The organism is Sphingobacterium sp. WOUb80, assembly GCF_050058145.1.
Taxonomy (GTDB): domain Bacteria; phylum Bacteroidota; class Bacteroidia; order Sphingobacteriales; family Sphingobacteriaceae; genus Sphingobacterium.
This window is the reverse complement of sequence record NZ_CP165617.1, coordinates 5,119,329-5,136,311: the sequence shown is the minus strand read 5'-3', so window position 1 is coordinate 5,136,311 and position 16,983 is coordinate 5,119,329. Positions and strand designations below refer to the sequence as shown.

14 protein-coding genes are annotated in these 16,983 nt (G+C 42.0%); 5 read left to right on the top strand and 9 right to left on the bottom strand.

The genetic code is table 11. The features are described from left to right. The 8 genes from AB1Z56_RS21310 to AB1Z56_RS21275 form a co-directional block, all read right to left on the bottom strand. Nucleotides 1–942, bottom strand: a complete 942-nt coding sequence (locus AB1Z56_RS21310) for a capsular polysaccharide synthesis protein (RefSeq protein ID WP_426790065.1) — start codon at nt 940–942, stop codon at nt 1–3. 11 nt (nt 943–953) lie between these two features. Further along, nucleotides 954–2,414, bottom strand: a complete 1,461-nt coding sequence (locus tag AB1Z56_RS21305) for a lipopolysaccharide biosynthesis protein (RefSeq protein WP_426790064.1) — start codon at nt 2,412–2,414, stop codon at nt 954–956. Nucleotides 2,415–2,427: 13 nt separating this feature from the next. After that, entirely contained in the window at nt 2,428–3,315 is an 888-nt protein-coding gene (locus AB1Z56_RS21300; protein ID WP_426790063.1) for a polysaccharide pyruvyl transferase family protein, read from the bottom strand. After that, nucleotides 3,302–4,303 (bottom strand): NAD-dependent epimerase/dehydratase family protein, encoded by a 1,002-nt coding sequence (locus tag AB1Z56_RS21295; protein WP_426790062.1) that lies wholly within the window; start codon nt 4,301–4,303, stop codon nt 3,302–3,304. The genes AB1Z56_RS21300 and AB1Z56_RS21295 overlap by 14 nt, the downstream gene beginning before the upstream one ends. 16 nt (nt 4,304–4,319) lie before the next feature. Beyond that, nucleotides 4,320–5,468, bottom strand: a complete 1,149-nt coding sequence (locus AB1Z56_RS21290) for an MraY family glycosyltransferase (protein ID WP_426790061.1) — start codon at nt 5,466–5,468, stop codon at nt 4,320–4,322. Between the two features lie 69 nt (nt 5,469–5,537). Beyond that, a complete protein-coding gene (locus AB1Z56_RS21285; protein ID WP_426790060.1) occupies nt 5,538–6,044 on the bottom strand; it encodes a thioredoxin family protein in 507 nt (168 codons plus the stop codon). Nucleotides 6,045–6,075: 31 nt separating this feature from the next. After that, entirely contained in the window at nt 6,076–7,281 is a 1,206-nt protein-coding gene (locus AB1Z56_RS21280; protein ID WP_426790059.1) for an OmpA family protein, read from the bottom strand. A 653-nt stretch (nt 7,282–7,934) separates the two neighbouring features. After that, on the bottom strand, nt 7,935–8,519 hold the full coding sequence (locus AB1Z56_RS21275) for a helix-turn-helix domain-containing protein (RefSeq protein WP_426790058.1): 585 nt from the start codon (nt 8,517–8,519) through the stop codon (nt 7,935–7,937). 593 nt (nt 8,520–9,112) lie between these two features. Here AB1Z56_RS21275 and AB1Z56_RS21270 point away from each other — a divergent pair. The 4 genes from AB1Z56_RS21270 to AB1Z56_RS21255 all read left to right on the top strand — a co-directional run bounded on the left by AB1Z56_RS21270 (nt 9,113) and on the right by AB1Z56_RS21255 (nt 12,612). Beyond that, entirely contained in the window at nt 9,113–9,301 is a 189-nt protein-coding gene (locus AB1Z56_RS21270) for a hypothetical protein (protein WP_367329681.1), read from the top strand. A gap of 85 nt (nt 9,302–9,386) precedes the next feature. After that, a complete protein-coding gene (locus AB1Z56_RS21265) occupies nt 9,387–11,084 on the top strand; it encodes a hypothetical protein (RefSeq protein WP_426790057.1) in 1,698 nt (565 codons plus the stop codon). A gap of 221 nt (nt 11,085–11,305) precedes the next feature. Then, nucleotides 11,306–11,521 (top strand): hypothetical protein, encoded by a 216-nt coding sequence (locus AB1Z56_RS21260; RefSeq protein ID WP_172840626.1) that lies wholly within the window; start codon nt 11,306–11,308, stop codon nt 11,519–11,521. 176 nt (nt 11,522–11,697) lie between these two features. Next, complete coding sequence (locus AB1Z56_RS21255) at nt 11,698–12,612, top strand: hypothetical protein (RefSeq protein WP_426790056.1); 915 nt, start codon at nt 11,698–11,700, stop codon at nt 12,610–12,612. A 247-nt stretch (nt 12,613–12,859) separates the two neighbouring features. Here the strand turns inward: AB1Z56_RS21255 and AB1Z56_RS21250 are convergent, their stop codons facing one another. Continuing rightward, on the bottom strand, nt 12,860–14,362 hold the full coding sequence (locus AB1Z56_RS21250; RefSeq protein ID WP_426790055.1) for a S41 family peptidase: 1,503 nt from the start codon (nt 14,360–14,362) through the stop codon (nt 12,860–12,862). A gap of 265 nt (nt 14,363–14,627) precedes the next feature. Here AB1Z56_RS21250 and AB1Z56_RS21245 point away from each other — a divergent pair, with 265 nt between their 5' ends. Beyond that, on the top strand, nt 14,628–16,970 hold the full coding sequence (locus tag AB1Z56_RS21245) for a TonB-dependent receptor (protein WP_426790054.1): 2,343 nt from the start codon (nt 14,628–14,630) through the stop codon (nt 16,968–16,970). Nucleotides 16,971–16,983: the final 13 nt, after the last annotated feature.

Sequence of the window (16,983 nt, the reverse complement as noted above, 5' to 3'; positions counted from 1 at the left end):
TTATATACCCGTATCCTTTCCAGCGGGAGTTTCCGCTTTAGTCTGGCTCAGGATCTCCTTGAGATGAGCGATGGTAGCATCGGGAAAATAAGTCAACTTGTGGATGCTGGTTCGCAAAAAAATATCAGTGTAAGCGACTGGGTAATTGCCTCCGGACAGCTTATTCTGTAAAAGATGGGGTTCAACATCACTGATACGAAGGCACTGCTCCGAAGATTTTTCAACGGGCAGCAGCTGCTCGTGCAAGATCTGAAAAAAGAAGTAGTCGAGCGCGCCATCTGCCGCTTTCCAGTAATTGAAAAGCAGATGACACAGCTGGCCGAGCAGGGCATAGCCTTTCTTTGCGAAAATAATACTGTTGAGCATTTTTACTTTATAGTCTTCATGCCAGCCCCAGTAGTAGGCATAGCTATTTTTCCAATAGTCGGCATAGGGTTCCTGCACATCTCTCTGGTAGACGAAATAGTCCTGTTCACACAATTGATCGGGCAACTGATCGGTCAACAAAATTGTGGCGTCGAGCCACACACCGCCATAGACATACAATAGCGCCAGCCGGATAATGTCCGAAAAAAAAGTCCGACTGATAATATCCGCCTTTCTTTTTGACCATATAAAATCGGGTATATCGAGATAGTCTGCCAAAGTATGATCATCTAGACGGATGACGGTATAATCAGCCCGGTAGGTATCGACCGACTGAAAGCAGATTTTGACTACATCCGGCAGTCGATCCGGCTGTATACCTTGCCCCCAATATTGCCAGATGACTTTATTTACAGGCAGATCTTTTTTTGGCTGAAGTGGAAAATATTCGAGCTGACCTGCCTGCTCCCGCGCGATCATCTGATCCCAAAAAGCGGCAACCTTACGGTGTCTTCGCAATATCTTCTGTTCACGGAGCATACTCCAGGCTGTTTTTACGATCGACTTCATCATCATTTAGGTCGCTATTATTTGTAACTTGATATTTTTTTCCATGCACTGTTGAGTACGCCGCTAAAAAATCGGAATTCCTCGAGTTGAATAAGCCAGCATATCGTCGCAAATCCTACGATATATGTGGACAAAACCAGCAGCGCTTCCATCACATCCGTAAGCTCATACGGAAGCAGCGAAGTACCCCACCATACGGCGAATCCAAGTGCACAGGATATGAAAATACTAGGGAGCAGATCATACAGCTGTTGGCGCATTGAATAATCGAGAAATCTGGCTGTATAATGGGTATTGATACATAGGGAAGCAACAGAAACGGCAACCTGCCCCCATATTAAACCGTACACCCCATACCTTAAGCCCAGTACAACAGCAATCACGATACATATTTTTTTAATGATTTCGAGCTTTAGATAAAGGTCTGAACGGCCTTTGACCTGCAATACGTTTAGATTATAGTTATGAATAGGCTGAAAAAGTGCACCCAATGCCATCAGCTGAAAATAAGGGACAGCCGGCAACCATTTCGCACCAAGCAAGAGCCGGATAATAGGTTCGGCCGCAATAACCATCAGCGAGATCGTAGGCGCAATAATAAAAATCACCAACTTGAGAACACGCCTGTAGGCATGGCGTAATTGCTGATTATCTGTGCTAAACTTGGCAAATAAGGGATAGGTAACTTTGTTCAATGCTGTCGAAATATTATTGATAGGTAGGTTTTTCAGCGACTCTGCCCGGTTATAATAGCCCAACGTTGTTTCCGAAAATCGCTTTCCGATCACAATGGAATACACATTATTGAAAATCACATTGAGCAACGCAGAAAGCGTAAGCCTAAATCCGAAAGCAAAATGATAGTTAAATTTTTCCCGGTCAAATGTAAACGTAGGCCGCCAGTCACTGTAAAACCAGTATTGAAGGGTATATAGGAGATTTTGAAGCAAGGCGGAATAAACCAATGCCCAGACCCCCATTCCTGCCAGCGCAAAGCAAATACCGGCAATTCCTCCGGCAATAACTGAAGGCAGACGAACTTTGAAGGTGGTCTTAAAATCCAATTTTTTATCAAAAAGAACGGCTTGCACATGCACAAAGCTATCGATGATCAGCACAATACTATAGACACGAATGATAGGCGCCAGGATGGGTAGCTTATAGAACTCCCCAATCCAGGGAGCGGCTATAAATACAATCAGGTACAATAAAGCTGTCGTAGCCATGTTGAACCAGAAAACGGTGGATAAATCGCGTTCATCTACCGATTGTGTACGTACCAAGCTGCTACTCATTCCCCCGTTGATCAAGACGGATGAAATATTAATGACCACATTGAATAAAGCAATCGTCCCGAAATCTGCCGGCATAAGCAGGCGCGCCAATACCAGGTTGACCACAAATGAGACTAGCTGTACTCCAAATTGGTCCATAAATACCCAGATTGCTCCTTTCGCGACTTGTTTTTTTAACTCCATCTGAAATCGGTAATTAAGCCAATTGCTTGGTTAGTGCCTGATACTTTGGTTGTAAAGGAAGAGGGAAAGCAGCTAAAAGCCGGCGCTGCAGATCCTCAAGATCTGCTTGGCAGTTCGCCTTGTCCCAATGGGACGCAAACAAGCTCATCCACCCCTCTTCATTGACCAAAATGTCATCCAGCTGCTCAAATCCCTGATAGGAAGGGATACCAACAGAGCTAAAGTAATCGTCAAACTTAAATCCGTCGGTATCGATATAGCCCATTTTGATCCACAATGCCGGTATCCCATAGGCATGGGCTACAATAAGGCCGTGCAAGGAAGATGAAAGAATATACGCGCAGTCTGTAATCTCGTGGACAATACGCTCAACATCGACCGTGCGGAAGTCAATCAGATTAGTATCCGGTCCAAACTTTTCCCGAAAAGCATCCACCTCTTTCCAATGCGGAATAACACCGAGCTGCTTCGTTTTTCTTTCCTTGCCACGAATCCAAAGGGGAAGCAACAAGGCTGGATCACCGAAGGTTGTACAAGGAGGAAAGCCCATGGCCTCCAGCTTTTGACTGGTATATTTTCCGCGAACGGCATAAATGTGTCCCCCTCCAAAAGGATCGTCGGCATTCATAAACCCCGCGCCCCAAACCGATGATTTACTATTCCCCCACCGAATGACTGATCCTACCGCAATCAAGGATGATTGAGAAGGCCAAAGAATGCTGCGAACGCCCGAAAAACGAAAACGGAGAAACTTCCTACATAAGTTCTTTAAACGGTCAATTGCGGAAGGATCCCAGCTTTTGTACTGCACGGGAAGACCTGTCAACTCTTCGATCAATCGGGGGCTCAGCGCATCCCCAAAATTTTTCCCGTCCCAATAGATCAGGTTAACTGTTTTCATAACTCGCAATTTGGCTGTTGATTTTTATGTAAGCTGAAAAATCGCTTTCAAGAGTACGACGGAGTCCCTCCTGCAAAAGAAATGGTGGCTGAAATCCACTCGCCATAGCTTTGGAAGAATCATACTGCGTGACAGCACAAAATTTGCGGACACGAACGGAGCTAATCGCAAACTTGCGGCGAAGAATAAAAGCCAGCGCATCAAAAACGTAGCCGCCCATGAGGCCAAGTGAATAAGGTATACGTAGTGTAGGAATATTTTTACCTAACACTTTACCTGTATAATACACCAAATCATTGGTGGTCAAATCGGGTTTATCGCCATAATTATACAGATTGAACCCAATGGATTCTTCCGCAATTAGATAGGCAATGAAAGCAACAATATTGCCGATGTAAGACATGGACTTTTGATTGTTCCCTTTACCGATCATCATAAATCGGCCGAAGGCGATCTGCTGCAACAGGTTATATACATTGCCACGATTGCCCTCGCCAAAAATTACCGTAGGCCGGATCACCTGGATGTTCCAATCAGCATGGGTTCCGTACCAATTTTCCAGAACTTTTTCGGCCTGTAGCTTGCTCTCGCCATAGGCATTGAAAGGAGCTACCGCCGTAGCCTCATTCGGATTTTCTTTGCCTAATCCATACACGGCAACAGAACTTGTAAATACAATGCGCGTAATGGCATTGGCTTCCATGGCGTACAGGGTATTTTCCATCCCCTTGACGTTGACCTCATAATATTTTGATAGTGGGGTAACGTCATCCCGGTGCTCTGCCGCGAGTAGTACCACCTGGTGTACCCCCTGAAGAAGACCACACAAAGCATCCCGATCCAGCACATTTCCGATTCGGGTAAGCTTGGGGTATTTTTCACTTATTACTTTATCTATAATCACGACTTCGTGATCTGTCGAATGAAGCAGTAGTTCGGTCAGTCTCGTTCCCAAGAAACCTGACCCTCCAATTAGGGCTATTTTCATCTTTAATGTTTACTTGCTATAGATTGATAAATAATTGCAGTCTGGCGATGAGCTGCCTTTTTTCCAGTAAATTGAACAGGTAATGAAAGCCTCCCCAAAAGAGCAGATCGATCAGCACAACCAGGTTGTTACTGACGTACTGTACTGCCACTGTGTTAAATAGACAGAAAAGCAGCGTCATCAGGAGGATAAAAATGAGAGCACTATGGCGACTCAATCCCGCCCGTAGCAACTTGTGGTGGAGGTGATTGCGATCGGGTTTAAAGATCGGCTTACCAGTACGCCAACGTACAAACATCACCCGAGCCACATCCAGTACCGGCACGATCAAGGTCGAAAAAGCGACCACAATGGCTCCCTCCGAAAAAGGTTTGATAAAATGATTGTTCATAGCGAAACTGACCACCAGAAAAGCAATGGAAAACCCCAGCGTCATACTTCCGGTATCCCCCATAAATATGCGCCGCCTGCGCCTTACCGTCCCAAAAACATTGAAATAGAAGAAAGGAAGTAGCACGGCAACGGTGATAAACGCAAAAATTGCATGAAGCCAAGCGCCATAATAGGAGAAAAGAATTCCCAAAACAGCCACCCCTATCGTCACCACACCGGAACATAGACCATCTATCCCATCAATCAGATTAATGGCATTGATAATCAGTACTACAACAAATACCGTAAATGGCATCCCTATCCAGGCCGGAATACTAATAATAAAGCCCAACCCATATAGGTCGTTAATCCATACACCACTTAGTGGCAGGAGGCAGCCTACCATAATCTGGGCGACAAATTTCCATTTGTAACTGACCCCGATCAGGTCGTCGCCGATACCGATCATAAATAGGATAACAAGACCACAGACTAATAAAGCCATACTTGGCAGGATGATCCAAGAAGCTACCTGTAGATCGACATTGCCGATATTGAGCTTATACAGACTGACAAAAGTGATGACAAGTATACAGCACTGAATAGGCGCAAAAGCTACCCCCCCAAGCCTGGGGATGATATGCTGGTGCAATTTTCGCGAATCTACGGGATCGAACAAACGTTTTCTGTAAGAAATCAGCAAGATATAGGGGAGCATCCCCCAGCTCAATAGCATGGCACAAAGAAAAGGCAAAAGCACAGCCCCATACTTCATCAACTCCAAACTGTTCATGTTTATCTAAATCTATTGGTATAAAAATTCTAGGTCAATGCCCGTTTATATCTACTTTTCTTTATATATCTACTTTTCAAGGAGAGCAATCAGCGAATCATGACTCACCGCCATTTTAACCAGCTCGTTCTTATCATCCAATAAGACCAGCCGAGGAAAGGAATTGATCCCAAAATAGGATTTCATACGAGTTTCCCCTTTGATATCGAATCCATTGATCCACCGAGATGGAATATGCTTCTGATATGTACTCCAAAAACTTAGATCGCCAGAGGCACAGATAGCCAGCACATTTACCTTGCCCGATGCCATTAAATGTGCCAAAGGCACAGATTGCTTCATGGCAACAATTTCCTGCTGACTTTCCACAGCAGCAGGATCATAAAATAACAGTAGCTTGTACTTTCCCCTAATATCTTTCAGCAGGTGCCTTGTACCTTCAATGTCTATAAATTCATACGCCGACGGTGAAGCTTTCAATTTTCCCTGCTGCGCATCAGGATAACGGCCATTGCCCTGACAGGCGAACAAGGAAATTGAAAGCATACAAGCGAGATATAAATAGATTGACTTCATTTGAATAGATAAAGGCTACTTTGGAAACAGATTATTTGGCTATGGTAATGACTGCGCGGCTTAGACGTGGATCATCATAGTACATATTCTCGACACCTCCTTCATGCCCCAGCTCAAGCTGCTGCGGTGACACATGAAACTCTTGCACCAATACATCATAAATAGCCTTGGCGCGCTCACGGCTCAAACGATCGTTGATAGCTTTGGTACCTGTCCCTTTATCGGCATATCCCGTCACTTTATACGTAATATTTTTATTCCCTGCCTGAATCACTTTCGCAAAAAAGCCTAAGTTGACACGGGCTTCATTGCTCACAACACTTTGATTGATCGGGAAGGTCACGAGTATAGGTGCTGCCAATATTTTTTCCTCCACCCGGATATCGGTAATGGTTTTGCCCTGCGATGATGCCAATTGTGCTTTTAACGATTCGTTGTCTTCAGAAAGCTTGCGTACCCTTTCGCGCAGACTATTTAAAAGTTCATCACTATAAGTGATCACAACAGCGCTCGGTTTTTCCCAGCCCCGCTTTTTGAATTTGTACGTAAGTCCAAGTGCAGCACTCAAATTTCCGTCTTGGCTACGGTTACCGGTTTCACCATCAAATCGATCGTTCACCATGGCTCCGCGGACGTCAAATGTTAGATCAAGGGCATCACTGAGCCTAAAACTGTTGTATATACCAATGTTGGCGCTTACTTCTTTTTGAGAAGGGGCATCGTTTGTAACCATCCAGCCCAGTCCTAGGTAAGGACTGATATTATAAAAACGATCTTCTTTGTAGCCTGAGAAGATATTGGATAAATTGAATAATACATCTCCATGGATGTGGAAATAATTAAATTCCTGATTGTATAGCCAATATCCGTCCCAAGGTTTTCCTGTATACTGAACACCGGTGGAATGGCTTCCATTTTGTGTCAGTCCCTTCACTTTAAAGCCCGTAACACCTGCCCTCACTCCAATTCCTGGGCTGAACCATTTGCCAAGGTTGAATTCAAAACTAGGTGTCAGCCGTTCGGAAAATTTCATTTGCTTATCGTGATCACCAAAATAAATTTGCGCACCAGCCCCGGCATTCATATACCAGTTGTCCCAGAAGCGGTTTGTTTCGATCTGATAGCGATCTTTAGATACGGAAACTACCGTATCTGGCTTTACATCAATTTGCTGGGACAGGGCGACCTTGGCACCTGCGACAGCTAAAAGCATTAAGAGTGTCTTTTTCAAAATCATCTTCGGTCAAAATAGTTGTTTAATAATAGTTGATAATATTGCTTTGTTATCAGCAACAAAATTGGCCAAAACAAATTTTTAATACGCTATGGTGCCTAATGTCTTTGGCTTTCCATTTTCAGAAAAAAATAAAGAGAACAAGGTTTAATTTAAAGGAAATCACGCTTTAAACATCGAATTGAAGAAATTTAAAACATATATTTACCTATTAGCAAAGACATTTTTTCCTTTAATGGAAATCAAATTTCGGCCAGTGGTAAGCCTTTAAAACAGCTATAAATCATAACACACTCACAATGTAGCGTTTAAGCCACAAAACAGAAACAAGCTCCTTGCGGAATAATTTTTTAGTTTACCAGACTGGACTAGATTAGCGAACGGATTTCCGCTCACTATAACGTATGGTTAAATAAGAGAAACTATATCATCGTTTTATCCCGTTGGTAAAATAGAATAACGACATATATTGTGATATCTGATAGTTCGGATTCCGTTTAATTGAGTCTATTAATAGGGATAATAAAAAGAATATAGTACTTAAATTGATTTCTATTTTTCACTCTTGAAAAAATAGAAATAATATGTGCTAGAGGGAATAAAACTTTAAAAGTTACAGTAAAGAAGAGAGAAGTCTTTAAATGTGCAGTGAGCCACTATAATGACATGCGCAAACGTTGAAAATATTCCGAGGGCGGAATACCCTTTACCGCTTTGAATACAGAAGAGAATTTGCTAATGCTTGAAAACCCAGCCTTTTCGGCCAAAACCGAAAATTTGACGTTAAGCAGGTCCGGATCACGCTCGACACAATGAATCAAATATTCAATGCGGGCCTGCTGTATATAATTGTTAAAATCCTGTCCAACATAACGATTTAATATATAAGATACATATCGCTGGTTGGTCCCCAACAAATCAGCCAAGTCTTGCAAACTGACGCCCTTTTTTAGGAAAAACCTGGCGGCCTGCGCTTTCTCAAACTGCTCAACCAAGCGATCTTCCGTCACCTTACTCATGAGAACTTCTGTGCGCTTGAGCTCGTCTCTCACACATGTTATCTCTGGTTCTTTGCTGTTGTCCGTAACATTTTCGTCAACCAGTGGAATAGAACTCGTATTAAGGTTTTGCCGAGATTGCTTATAGCGTAGTACAAAAAATATCAACAACATAAAGTTCACCACTGAAAGAATACAGTTAATCAGCGTAAATAAGTCGTTATAATCCATTTTCAAGTCCATTTTCTATCTTCAATTTGGGTTGTGATTAGCTTAATAGTTCGCTCTATTTGTGGCAACTTAGGGTTCCCATAATAATATAGACGATACTAATTTGCATTAAAATGGTATTACCAGTATGGTTTATTTCATTTACAAGTAGTTTTGTAGTAATCGCACGACTACTTCGTAGCCGAACAGCTACAAAAAGAAGATCCACTCCAACTTTCGACACAAGCTCAATGAATAATTTTTATTTAAACATTTTTTTCTTGTGTCTCATGCAAATAGTTTAATAAATAAAATTAATTAGACCGTCGATGTTTAATTGACCATCTCGCTAGCCTAAAGCGCCAAATTCTAATTAACTCTATCCATATTGAGGTTAACGATAATTAAATTCAAAGACGTAATTATAGTTAAAGTTGCTTATTGAACGAACAAAACACCCCCATTTCGCTGTAGCTATTTAGCTACAACTTGTAGCCGATCGATTATTTAAATAATTAAAAACATTGATTATCAACTATCCATAAAAACATATTAATACTTTCGTAAGAAATAACGGCCATTTTACTACAGAGCGATAAGCTAACGATCATTTTAAATTTTTAATAATGAAAAGAAAATTAACACGTAAACCTTACTGTGCTCCGAACCTGTCTATTTTGGCTATTGACATGGAGCAGGGTATTGCGGCAACTTCCGTAGGGACAATTAATCCTGGAAGCTCTTCCACACCTAACAACCCTAAAGTCGAGGATTGGACCGATAAAGGAAACAATAGCAAAGATTTTGATATATAATATGTTATATCGGCAAAACGATATAACATATTATCGCATCAACGATCGCGTTAAACCATATCTATTCAAACGAAAAATAACACTTATGTCATTACAGAAAATATTTAAAACATGTAAACCGCTGCTCATGCTTGGCATAGCGGTGGCATTTGTTTCCTGCTCTTCAAAGGAAGAGCAGACCCCATCAGTTAAAGGAGCCATATTAAATGTAGGCGTCAAAGGTATTGAAGAGGTTGTTTCGAGCAACCTGGCTGTGGCTGCGACAAAAGCTGCTGCGAATGGCAATGCAGGCAAGTCTGCACAGTCCATTGTCTCGCTGGGTGACGTGGACGCACTGATCGATACAGAAGAGGGAAGCGTATCCGCACAGCAAGCATCAACTGCGATTCAGGCGGTAGGAAATGCGGCCAGCAAGGCTGCTACAAGTGGATTAAAGGCTGCAGCTTCTACTATGGATACAGGCGTAAAATTTCGCTTAGTAATATACGACAATACAAATACAATAGTCTATAATCAGGAAGTTACTTCTGGCGTAAATCCGCAGATCGAGCTGGTCGCATACAAGCCCTACACCTGGTATGCCGTATCCTTGAATCAAAAAAATAGCAGTATGCCTAATGTTCCGAGCTCGGGTATCATCGCACGTTCGAGTCTTGAAAATAAAGATGTTTTGTATGCATCAGGCAGTTTCAACGCACTCGATGGCGCAAACTACCTTGACATCATATTCAAACGGATGACTTCACGTATTCAAGCAAAATTGAACGTCCGTGGACTTTTTGGCACGATTGAGAACAGCACAAGTATGTCATTGGTAAAAGGAAGCAGCAATACGACAGTCTTGCAAATGGGCGACTTTAATATATTAACAGGACAATTTACAAATGTGGTTGACGTTAATAGTGCAGTCTTGGCTTCAGCGATGGTCGAAGATATAGGCAACCCCACGGGAACTGTAAAAATTGCCAATTTTTTCACCTTAAATACCAATGCAATCGCAGCTAATACCTTAAAGATTAAATTTAACACCTTAAAAGTCACCTTAGACGATGCTCGCATACGTACATTCAATGCAAATACTTACACTTTCCCAAATGCCTATACCCCAACGATTGGATCCACTTACTCGGTAAATATCCGACTGATCGAATCGCCTGTTAAAGTAAAGGGCGTATTATGGGCCCGATCAAACTTGATCTATGATGCATCGCACACAGACAGCTACCGGTTAAAATCGAACCCCGGTGGATCAACCGCTGCTACGAAAGATACAGAATTTTGGAACTGGAAATCTTCTACCCCGACAGGTGCTTCCGGAAGCACAGATCCTTGTCTTTCTGTCTATCCAGCTGGCACCTGGCGAATGTCTACGAAACAAGAATGGGAATCCATCGGTCAACCTGATGATAAAAAAGAAATTTTGGGGCTTCTTTGGGGTGCACAATATGCATATTTATGGAACCGTGACAGTGATAATCCAGCAAATGCAGCATATGACGACAACAATCTCACGCTGTCCTTCGGAGGGTACCGTACCAAAGCATCCTCTCTAGGTGGTAGCTCTGTATCTGGAAGCCCTGCTGGTATTTTACTGGGTGCGTTGGCTGCTGGTGAATGCCATTATTGGACTTCAAATAATTACGATACAAACACAGCCTATGCCGTTAAATCTTCCTTTACTCGACTGGCTTGGCTTTTCTCCTGGGGAAATGTAACTTATCCTAACTTGGATAAAATGGAGGGAAGAAATATTCGCTGTGTAAGACAAGTTGTCAATAATTAAAAACGAAATCAAAAGACTGGGTAGCCAAAAGCTTAGTGGCTATCCAGTCTATTATATCCAAATTAATATTCCTCTCATCAAGAAGTCATAACAATCTAAACGTAACAATACAAATTCACTCGAACTATTTTTTTGTTGCCATATTTTCTTTAAAAGAAACTTTAAGACTTTTTAAAAAAAATAATAAAACATAAGATACATGTTATCCTAAAATTATCAATATGCAGAGTAAACGCAAAAAAGAAGATCATAACGCTGCGAAGCCCCCTTTCAAAGAAAGGCTTCAAATGGCAGTGGCCAGTATATTAGAAGGTAGGTTATTTATTGAAGAAGCTGTAGAAAAATACGAAATACTCCCTTCTAGTATCATTCAAGAATTAAGAAGAATACAGAAGCTCAAAAAAAGCACCACTTTATCTGATAAGAAAAGTAAATGATTCCATTAGTTTAGAAAATCTGTCACAATCTATGGCGGAACAAATTGATCAGACGATCTTTTTATGAAACTTTTGATTTTGTTTTGTAATTTGCCCGTAGGCTGAATTTGTTGTGCCTTCATACAGCCGATTTTATCAATATACTTAACGAGGAATTTCATTTTTACATTGCATTTATGGAGATACCAGAATTATTAACATTATCCCAGACACGCTACCGCATCGCGGAATTGGTATTGGAATTTAATCATCCCACAGGCTATCCCCTGGCACAGCTTCTGCCTTCATTCCGGGACTTCCAATGGCTAGACCCCGCAGAGAAAACGGACATCAGCATCACGATCAGTTTAGCAAAAGCACCGATACCTGAGGAGATGGGGATACTTCGCACAGACGAATCTATTGCATGGGGAGACCGGTTTCGCTTTTATGAAAAAGAGGATACTTTTATCACGACAATTATCAACGAGCAGGGCAATGCGGCCTGGTATCTCCAAAGTGACCGAAACTTTGAACAGTCTGTACTGTATGTTCCGGAAAGCACAGCGGATGAACAGAGCGGTGTCATTACCTGGATGGCGATGATGATCTTTGGACAGGCCAGTCTACTACACCAAACCATCATGATCCATGCTTCTGTCGCAAACCATAACGGCAAAGCTGTCGCCTTTTTAGGCAAGAGCGGTACGGGTAAAAGCACACATAGCCGCCTTTGGTTAAAGCATATTCCAAATACCGTCCTACTTAATGACGATAATCCCGCCATTCGAATAAGCGATAAAGGGGTGTTAATTTATGGAACTCCATGGAGCGGTAAGACCCCATGTTATAAAAACGAACAGCTGCCCTTACAGGGATTTGTTCGCCTACAGCAGGCTCCAATGAACGAGTTCGAATGGCAGACTGGTCTCAAAGGCTTCATCGCAGTATTGCCTAGCTGTACCTCCATACGATGGAACAAGGAGTTATTCTCAACTATGAATACCATCCTGGAAAAAATCGTCGTTCAGGTTCCTGTAGGTTATCTAAAATGCTTACCGGATGCTGCTGCAGCAGAACTGTCCCATTCATTTCTATTTCCAAACGAATAAAAGGGATCAGCTTCGTACTTTGTTCGTACCTGCTTCGAATACGGACAGACGTTGACCCAATATGCAACAGACCTTGACCAGACCCCGAACAGGAATTATCTGGTCAGTATATGTACAACGTTTCTAAACGCACCGACCAGCCCCGAACGTTGTCCGAAGCAAGTACGAACACAAGGCGAAAAAGGGATAAAAAAATGCCCCAAGTTCTCCGTAGATGACTTGGGGCATTTGCGTTGAGCTTGCTTGTTTAGCGTCTCTTAAACATGCCACGCTCGGGGCGGGTGTTGACCTGCCCTTGGCTAATACTTCGACGGCTTTTGCTGCTCACGGTACTTAAAGCGGCCTTCGCTGTGATACCGGGTAAAGCATCATTCAATGCCGTAGCCAGCATCGTCTCCTTCTTATCACCGAAGTCAACAAAAACATAATCATCGACATTGCTTTTATCTGGAGTAAGCCCATCCCAATACTCAGATACCCCTTTGGAATTACGCAGCATAAAGGATACCGGCCAAAAGGAGACTTTATTTCGAATCACTTCTTCAAAGAAACCAACGGGCTTACCATACGTTCGGGTGCCCGAAGCGATCACCTGTACGGTCAGATGTGGTTTGAGCACATTGATCAGCATCTCTGCTGCCGAGGCGGTACCTTCGCTCACTAGAAAGTAAACTTTAGTCAGATTGAGACCACTGCTCCCGCTGAAGTAAGTATTTGCAAATTCTTTGCTGAGCTTTGCATCATTTTTAATATAATCGTTTACGTCATAGGTCAACATCAATCGCTTATCCGCGCCGATGGTGCCTGCGATTTTATCGGCAACATAGGCGGAAGATTCGACGTAGCCACCACCATTGTAACGCAGGTCGACAATCAGGCTTTTGATATTCGAATTTTGGAACTTCGTAAAGGCATCGTCCATATTTTTTTTGTTGGTCGCACTGCTGCTAATCTCTTCAAACGAAGACAGGGCCAAATAGCCTACACTACTGCCATTGTAGGTGTAGACCTCATCTTTATAAATTGGGTTAATGGTGTAACCATTAGCGTATGTAAGATCTTCAGTCGCCGTTGTTCCGTCCTGATGTTTAACTTGCAGCTTGAGCGTGCCTGCGTCTAGCGCTGTATTCAGTTTGTTCATCATTTTATCCCGTGCACTTGCATCATTGATGGTACAACCGGTATTTGTACAAGTGACAGCGATCGAGTAATCGGAATCCCCGTTGACAGCTGTAATAAAATCAGACCGTTTGAGACCAGCCTTTTGAGCAGGAGAACCGCCTTCTACAAAATAAATAATGGGCTGTGCCGTTTTTCCATCTTCTGTACCCAGTTGCACATAGATGCCATAACCATCATTGCTGTCCATCTTAAGCCTACCAGAAGCCGTTGCTCCGGTGTTATAGCCATCGAGCCCCAACATATAGGAAAACCGATCCAATACACCACTTGAATAGACAGCATGTGCTGGTGTCATCTTCTTCAGCGCATCGAGCACCAAATCGGCTGAACCATATTTATCGGTAAATTGAGCAGGATCACTGGTATAATCAGGGATGGATTTGTCCCAGAGTGAATATAGTTTATAATACTTGTAGATATCATCCTTGATCAGCTGCGCTTCGGTACGCTCCACTGGTTCGGGTTCGGGCTCTGGTTTAGGGGTATCCTTTTTACAAGAGAAGACAAAAAGTCCGGTCAGTGCTATAGTAGCCAAACGTCCTGTTTGTTTTAAAGGCTTTAAGTTCATAGTTGAAACATTTGTAAAACAAACATAAATAATTTAAGCCGATCTACAATAAAAAAAACACGCTGGCCTTGGGGAAGTGCCAGCGTATTTACTACTTATTGAAAAACATGAATAAAACAGCAAAAAGAACAAAAAGGTTTTAAGAAAATAACATTTTTTAACAAATGATTTGTCAGGGAAAAGATTATTCTTACATTTGCACTGTTTATAATTAATCTAAATAAACATTTAACAAGCATATAAACGATCATCTGATCAATCTATCATGAAAAACATAAAGTTCAATAGTATTTTATTTCTCCTCTTTATTCATTGTACAGTAAACGCACAGCAGTTCACGGCATCGCTTACAGGATTTGTAAAAACCCAGACCCAACAGGGTATCGCAGGATCAACCGTACGCATAGGGAAAGTCAACCTATCAACTGATGAAAATGGATATTATGAAATCAAAAATATCAAAGAGAGAAGCATTACGATCAGCGCTTCGGCGGTAGGCTTCCAAAGCTTATCAAAAACCATTGTTCTTAAAACGGGCGAGAACACCTTAAATCTTGAATTGATATCGGATCAAAAAGAGATTGATCAGGTAGAGGTATTTGGCCGCACGAAAGCGCAGGAAGTCAACCGACAAGCCTTCAATGTAACCGCCATTGATGCGACCAAGCTCTACAATACAACATTAAACATCTCAAGCGCGCTCGACCAAGTTGCAGGTGTACGGGTACGTGAATCGGGGGGCGTGGGATCAAACTTTAATCTAATGCTAAATGGTTTCAATGGAAGTCAAGTACGTTATTTTATCGATGGTATCCCCATGGAGAATTTTGGATCTGCATTTCAAATCAACAATATTCCGATAAATATCGCCGAACGTATCGAAGTTTATAAAGGTGTAGTGCCTGTATGGCTGGGTTCCGACGCACTGGGCGGGGCTGTCAACATCGTCACTGGCGATCGCTTTAAAAGCTATGTAGATGCGTCTTACTCCTACGGATCATTCAATACGCATCGCACAGTAATCAATGCAGCACATACCACTAAAAATGGGCTGTTTTTCCAGTTGAATGCATTCCAAAACTATTCGGACAATAATTATAAGATCACTGTCGATGTCGCTGACATTAATACCGGGGCTTATAAAGAGGGAGTAAGATTAAAACGGTTTCATGACACCTACCATAATGAGTCGTTAATTGCCAACATCGGCGTGGTCAATAAATCTTATGCGGATAAATTACTTTTTGGAATCATATTGGGCAAAAGCTACAAAGAAATCCAGACAGGCGCACGTATGGAGACTCGATTCGGTGGATGGCACAATAGAGGTAACACTGTTATGCCAACGCTGAAATACAAAAAGTCAAGCTTATTTATTAAAGGATTGGATGTAACCTTGAACGGAAATATCAACCTAGGCACAGAACAAAATATCGATACCGTACATGCACGATTTGACTGGTATGGTAATCGGAAGGACATACCGGGTGTCGGCGGAGAAAGTTCTTATTCCATGTATAAGTACAAGAATAATCTGGCCGTGGCCAATGCCATTTTAAACTATAGAATCTCTGAGCATCATAGTATATCTATAACGGATGTCTTCAATTCTTTCAAACGGAAGGGAAGCGATGAAGTAAATCCGCAAAATGCTTCATTAGAAAGAGCAAAATTGAGTCAAAAAAATGTATTGACTTTTGGCTATCAATATGATGTAAAAGATCGCTATAGTCTAAATGCATTCTTAAAAAATTATCACCAACATAATGTTCAGGGAGCCAGCGAGATCACAAAGGATCTCTCAAAATGGGGCTATGGCACAGCATTAGCTTACTATTTTACACCCTCATTGCAAATAAAGGGATCCTATGAATTGACTGTCCGGATGCCTACGCCAGAGGAGCTCTTTGGCGATGTGACAACATATGAAGGGAATTTCAATCTAACACCCGAATATAGTAACAATTTTAATCTTGGTCTGAATTATGACTTGGCTTTAAATAGCTTGAATAGGTTTGCTATAATGGCAAATGGATTTTATCGAAATGCCGATAATTTTATTTACCAAAGGCTAAACAATAACCAAACCAAATATATCTCCGACAATAGAGATGGTGTGCGCTCCATCGGTGGCGATTTGGATATCCACTATTCGCATAGCAATTGGTTCACTGCCGGTGTGAATATGACGTATCAATCGGTCGTTAATACGCAAATGTACGAGCCTGATTATACAGGTGTAAGTCCTCTTTACAAAAAAGCAATGCCTAACATCCCGTACTTTTTCGGGAACCTCAATGCAGCAGTAACCTTGTATGACTTTGGCGGCAAAGACAACAAGTTAACTTTCGGAAGCAGCCTACAATATGTACATCGCTTTTGGCTCTACTGGCCTCTTTTGGGAGGTACGGATGAGGACTCCGCAAAACGTCAGATTCCAATGCAACTGGCACTGGACGGAAATGTGGTCTACTCTATTGCAAACGGACGCTATAATATTGCCTTCGAAGGCAAAAATCTCACAGACAATCTTCTTGTGGATAATTTCAGCTTACAGAAACCAAGCCGTGGATTCTATTTGAACCTACGTTATTTTTTCAATAAATAATAATTTTTAATAT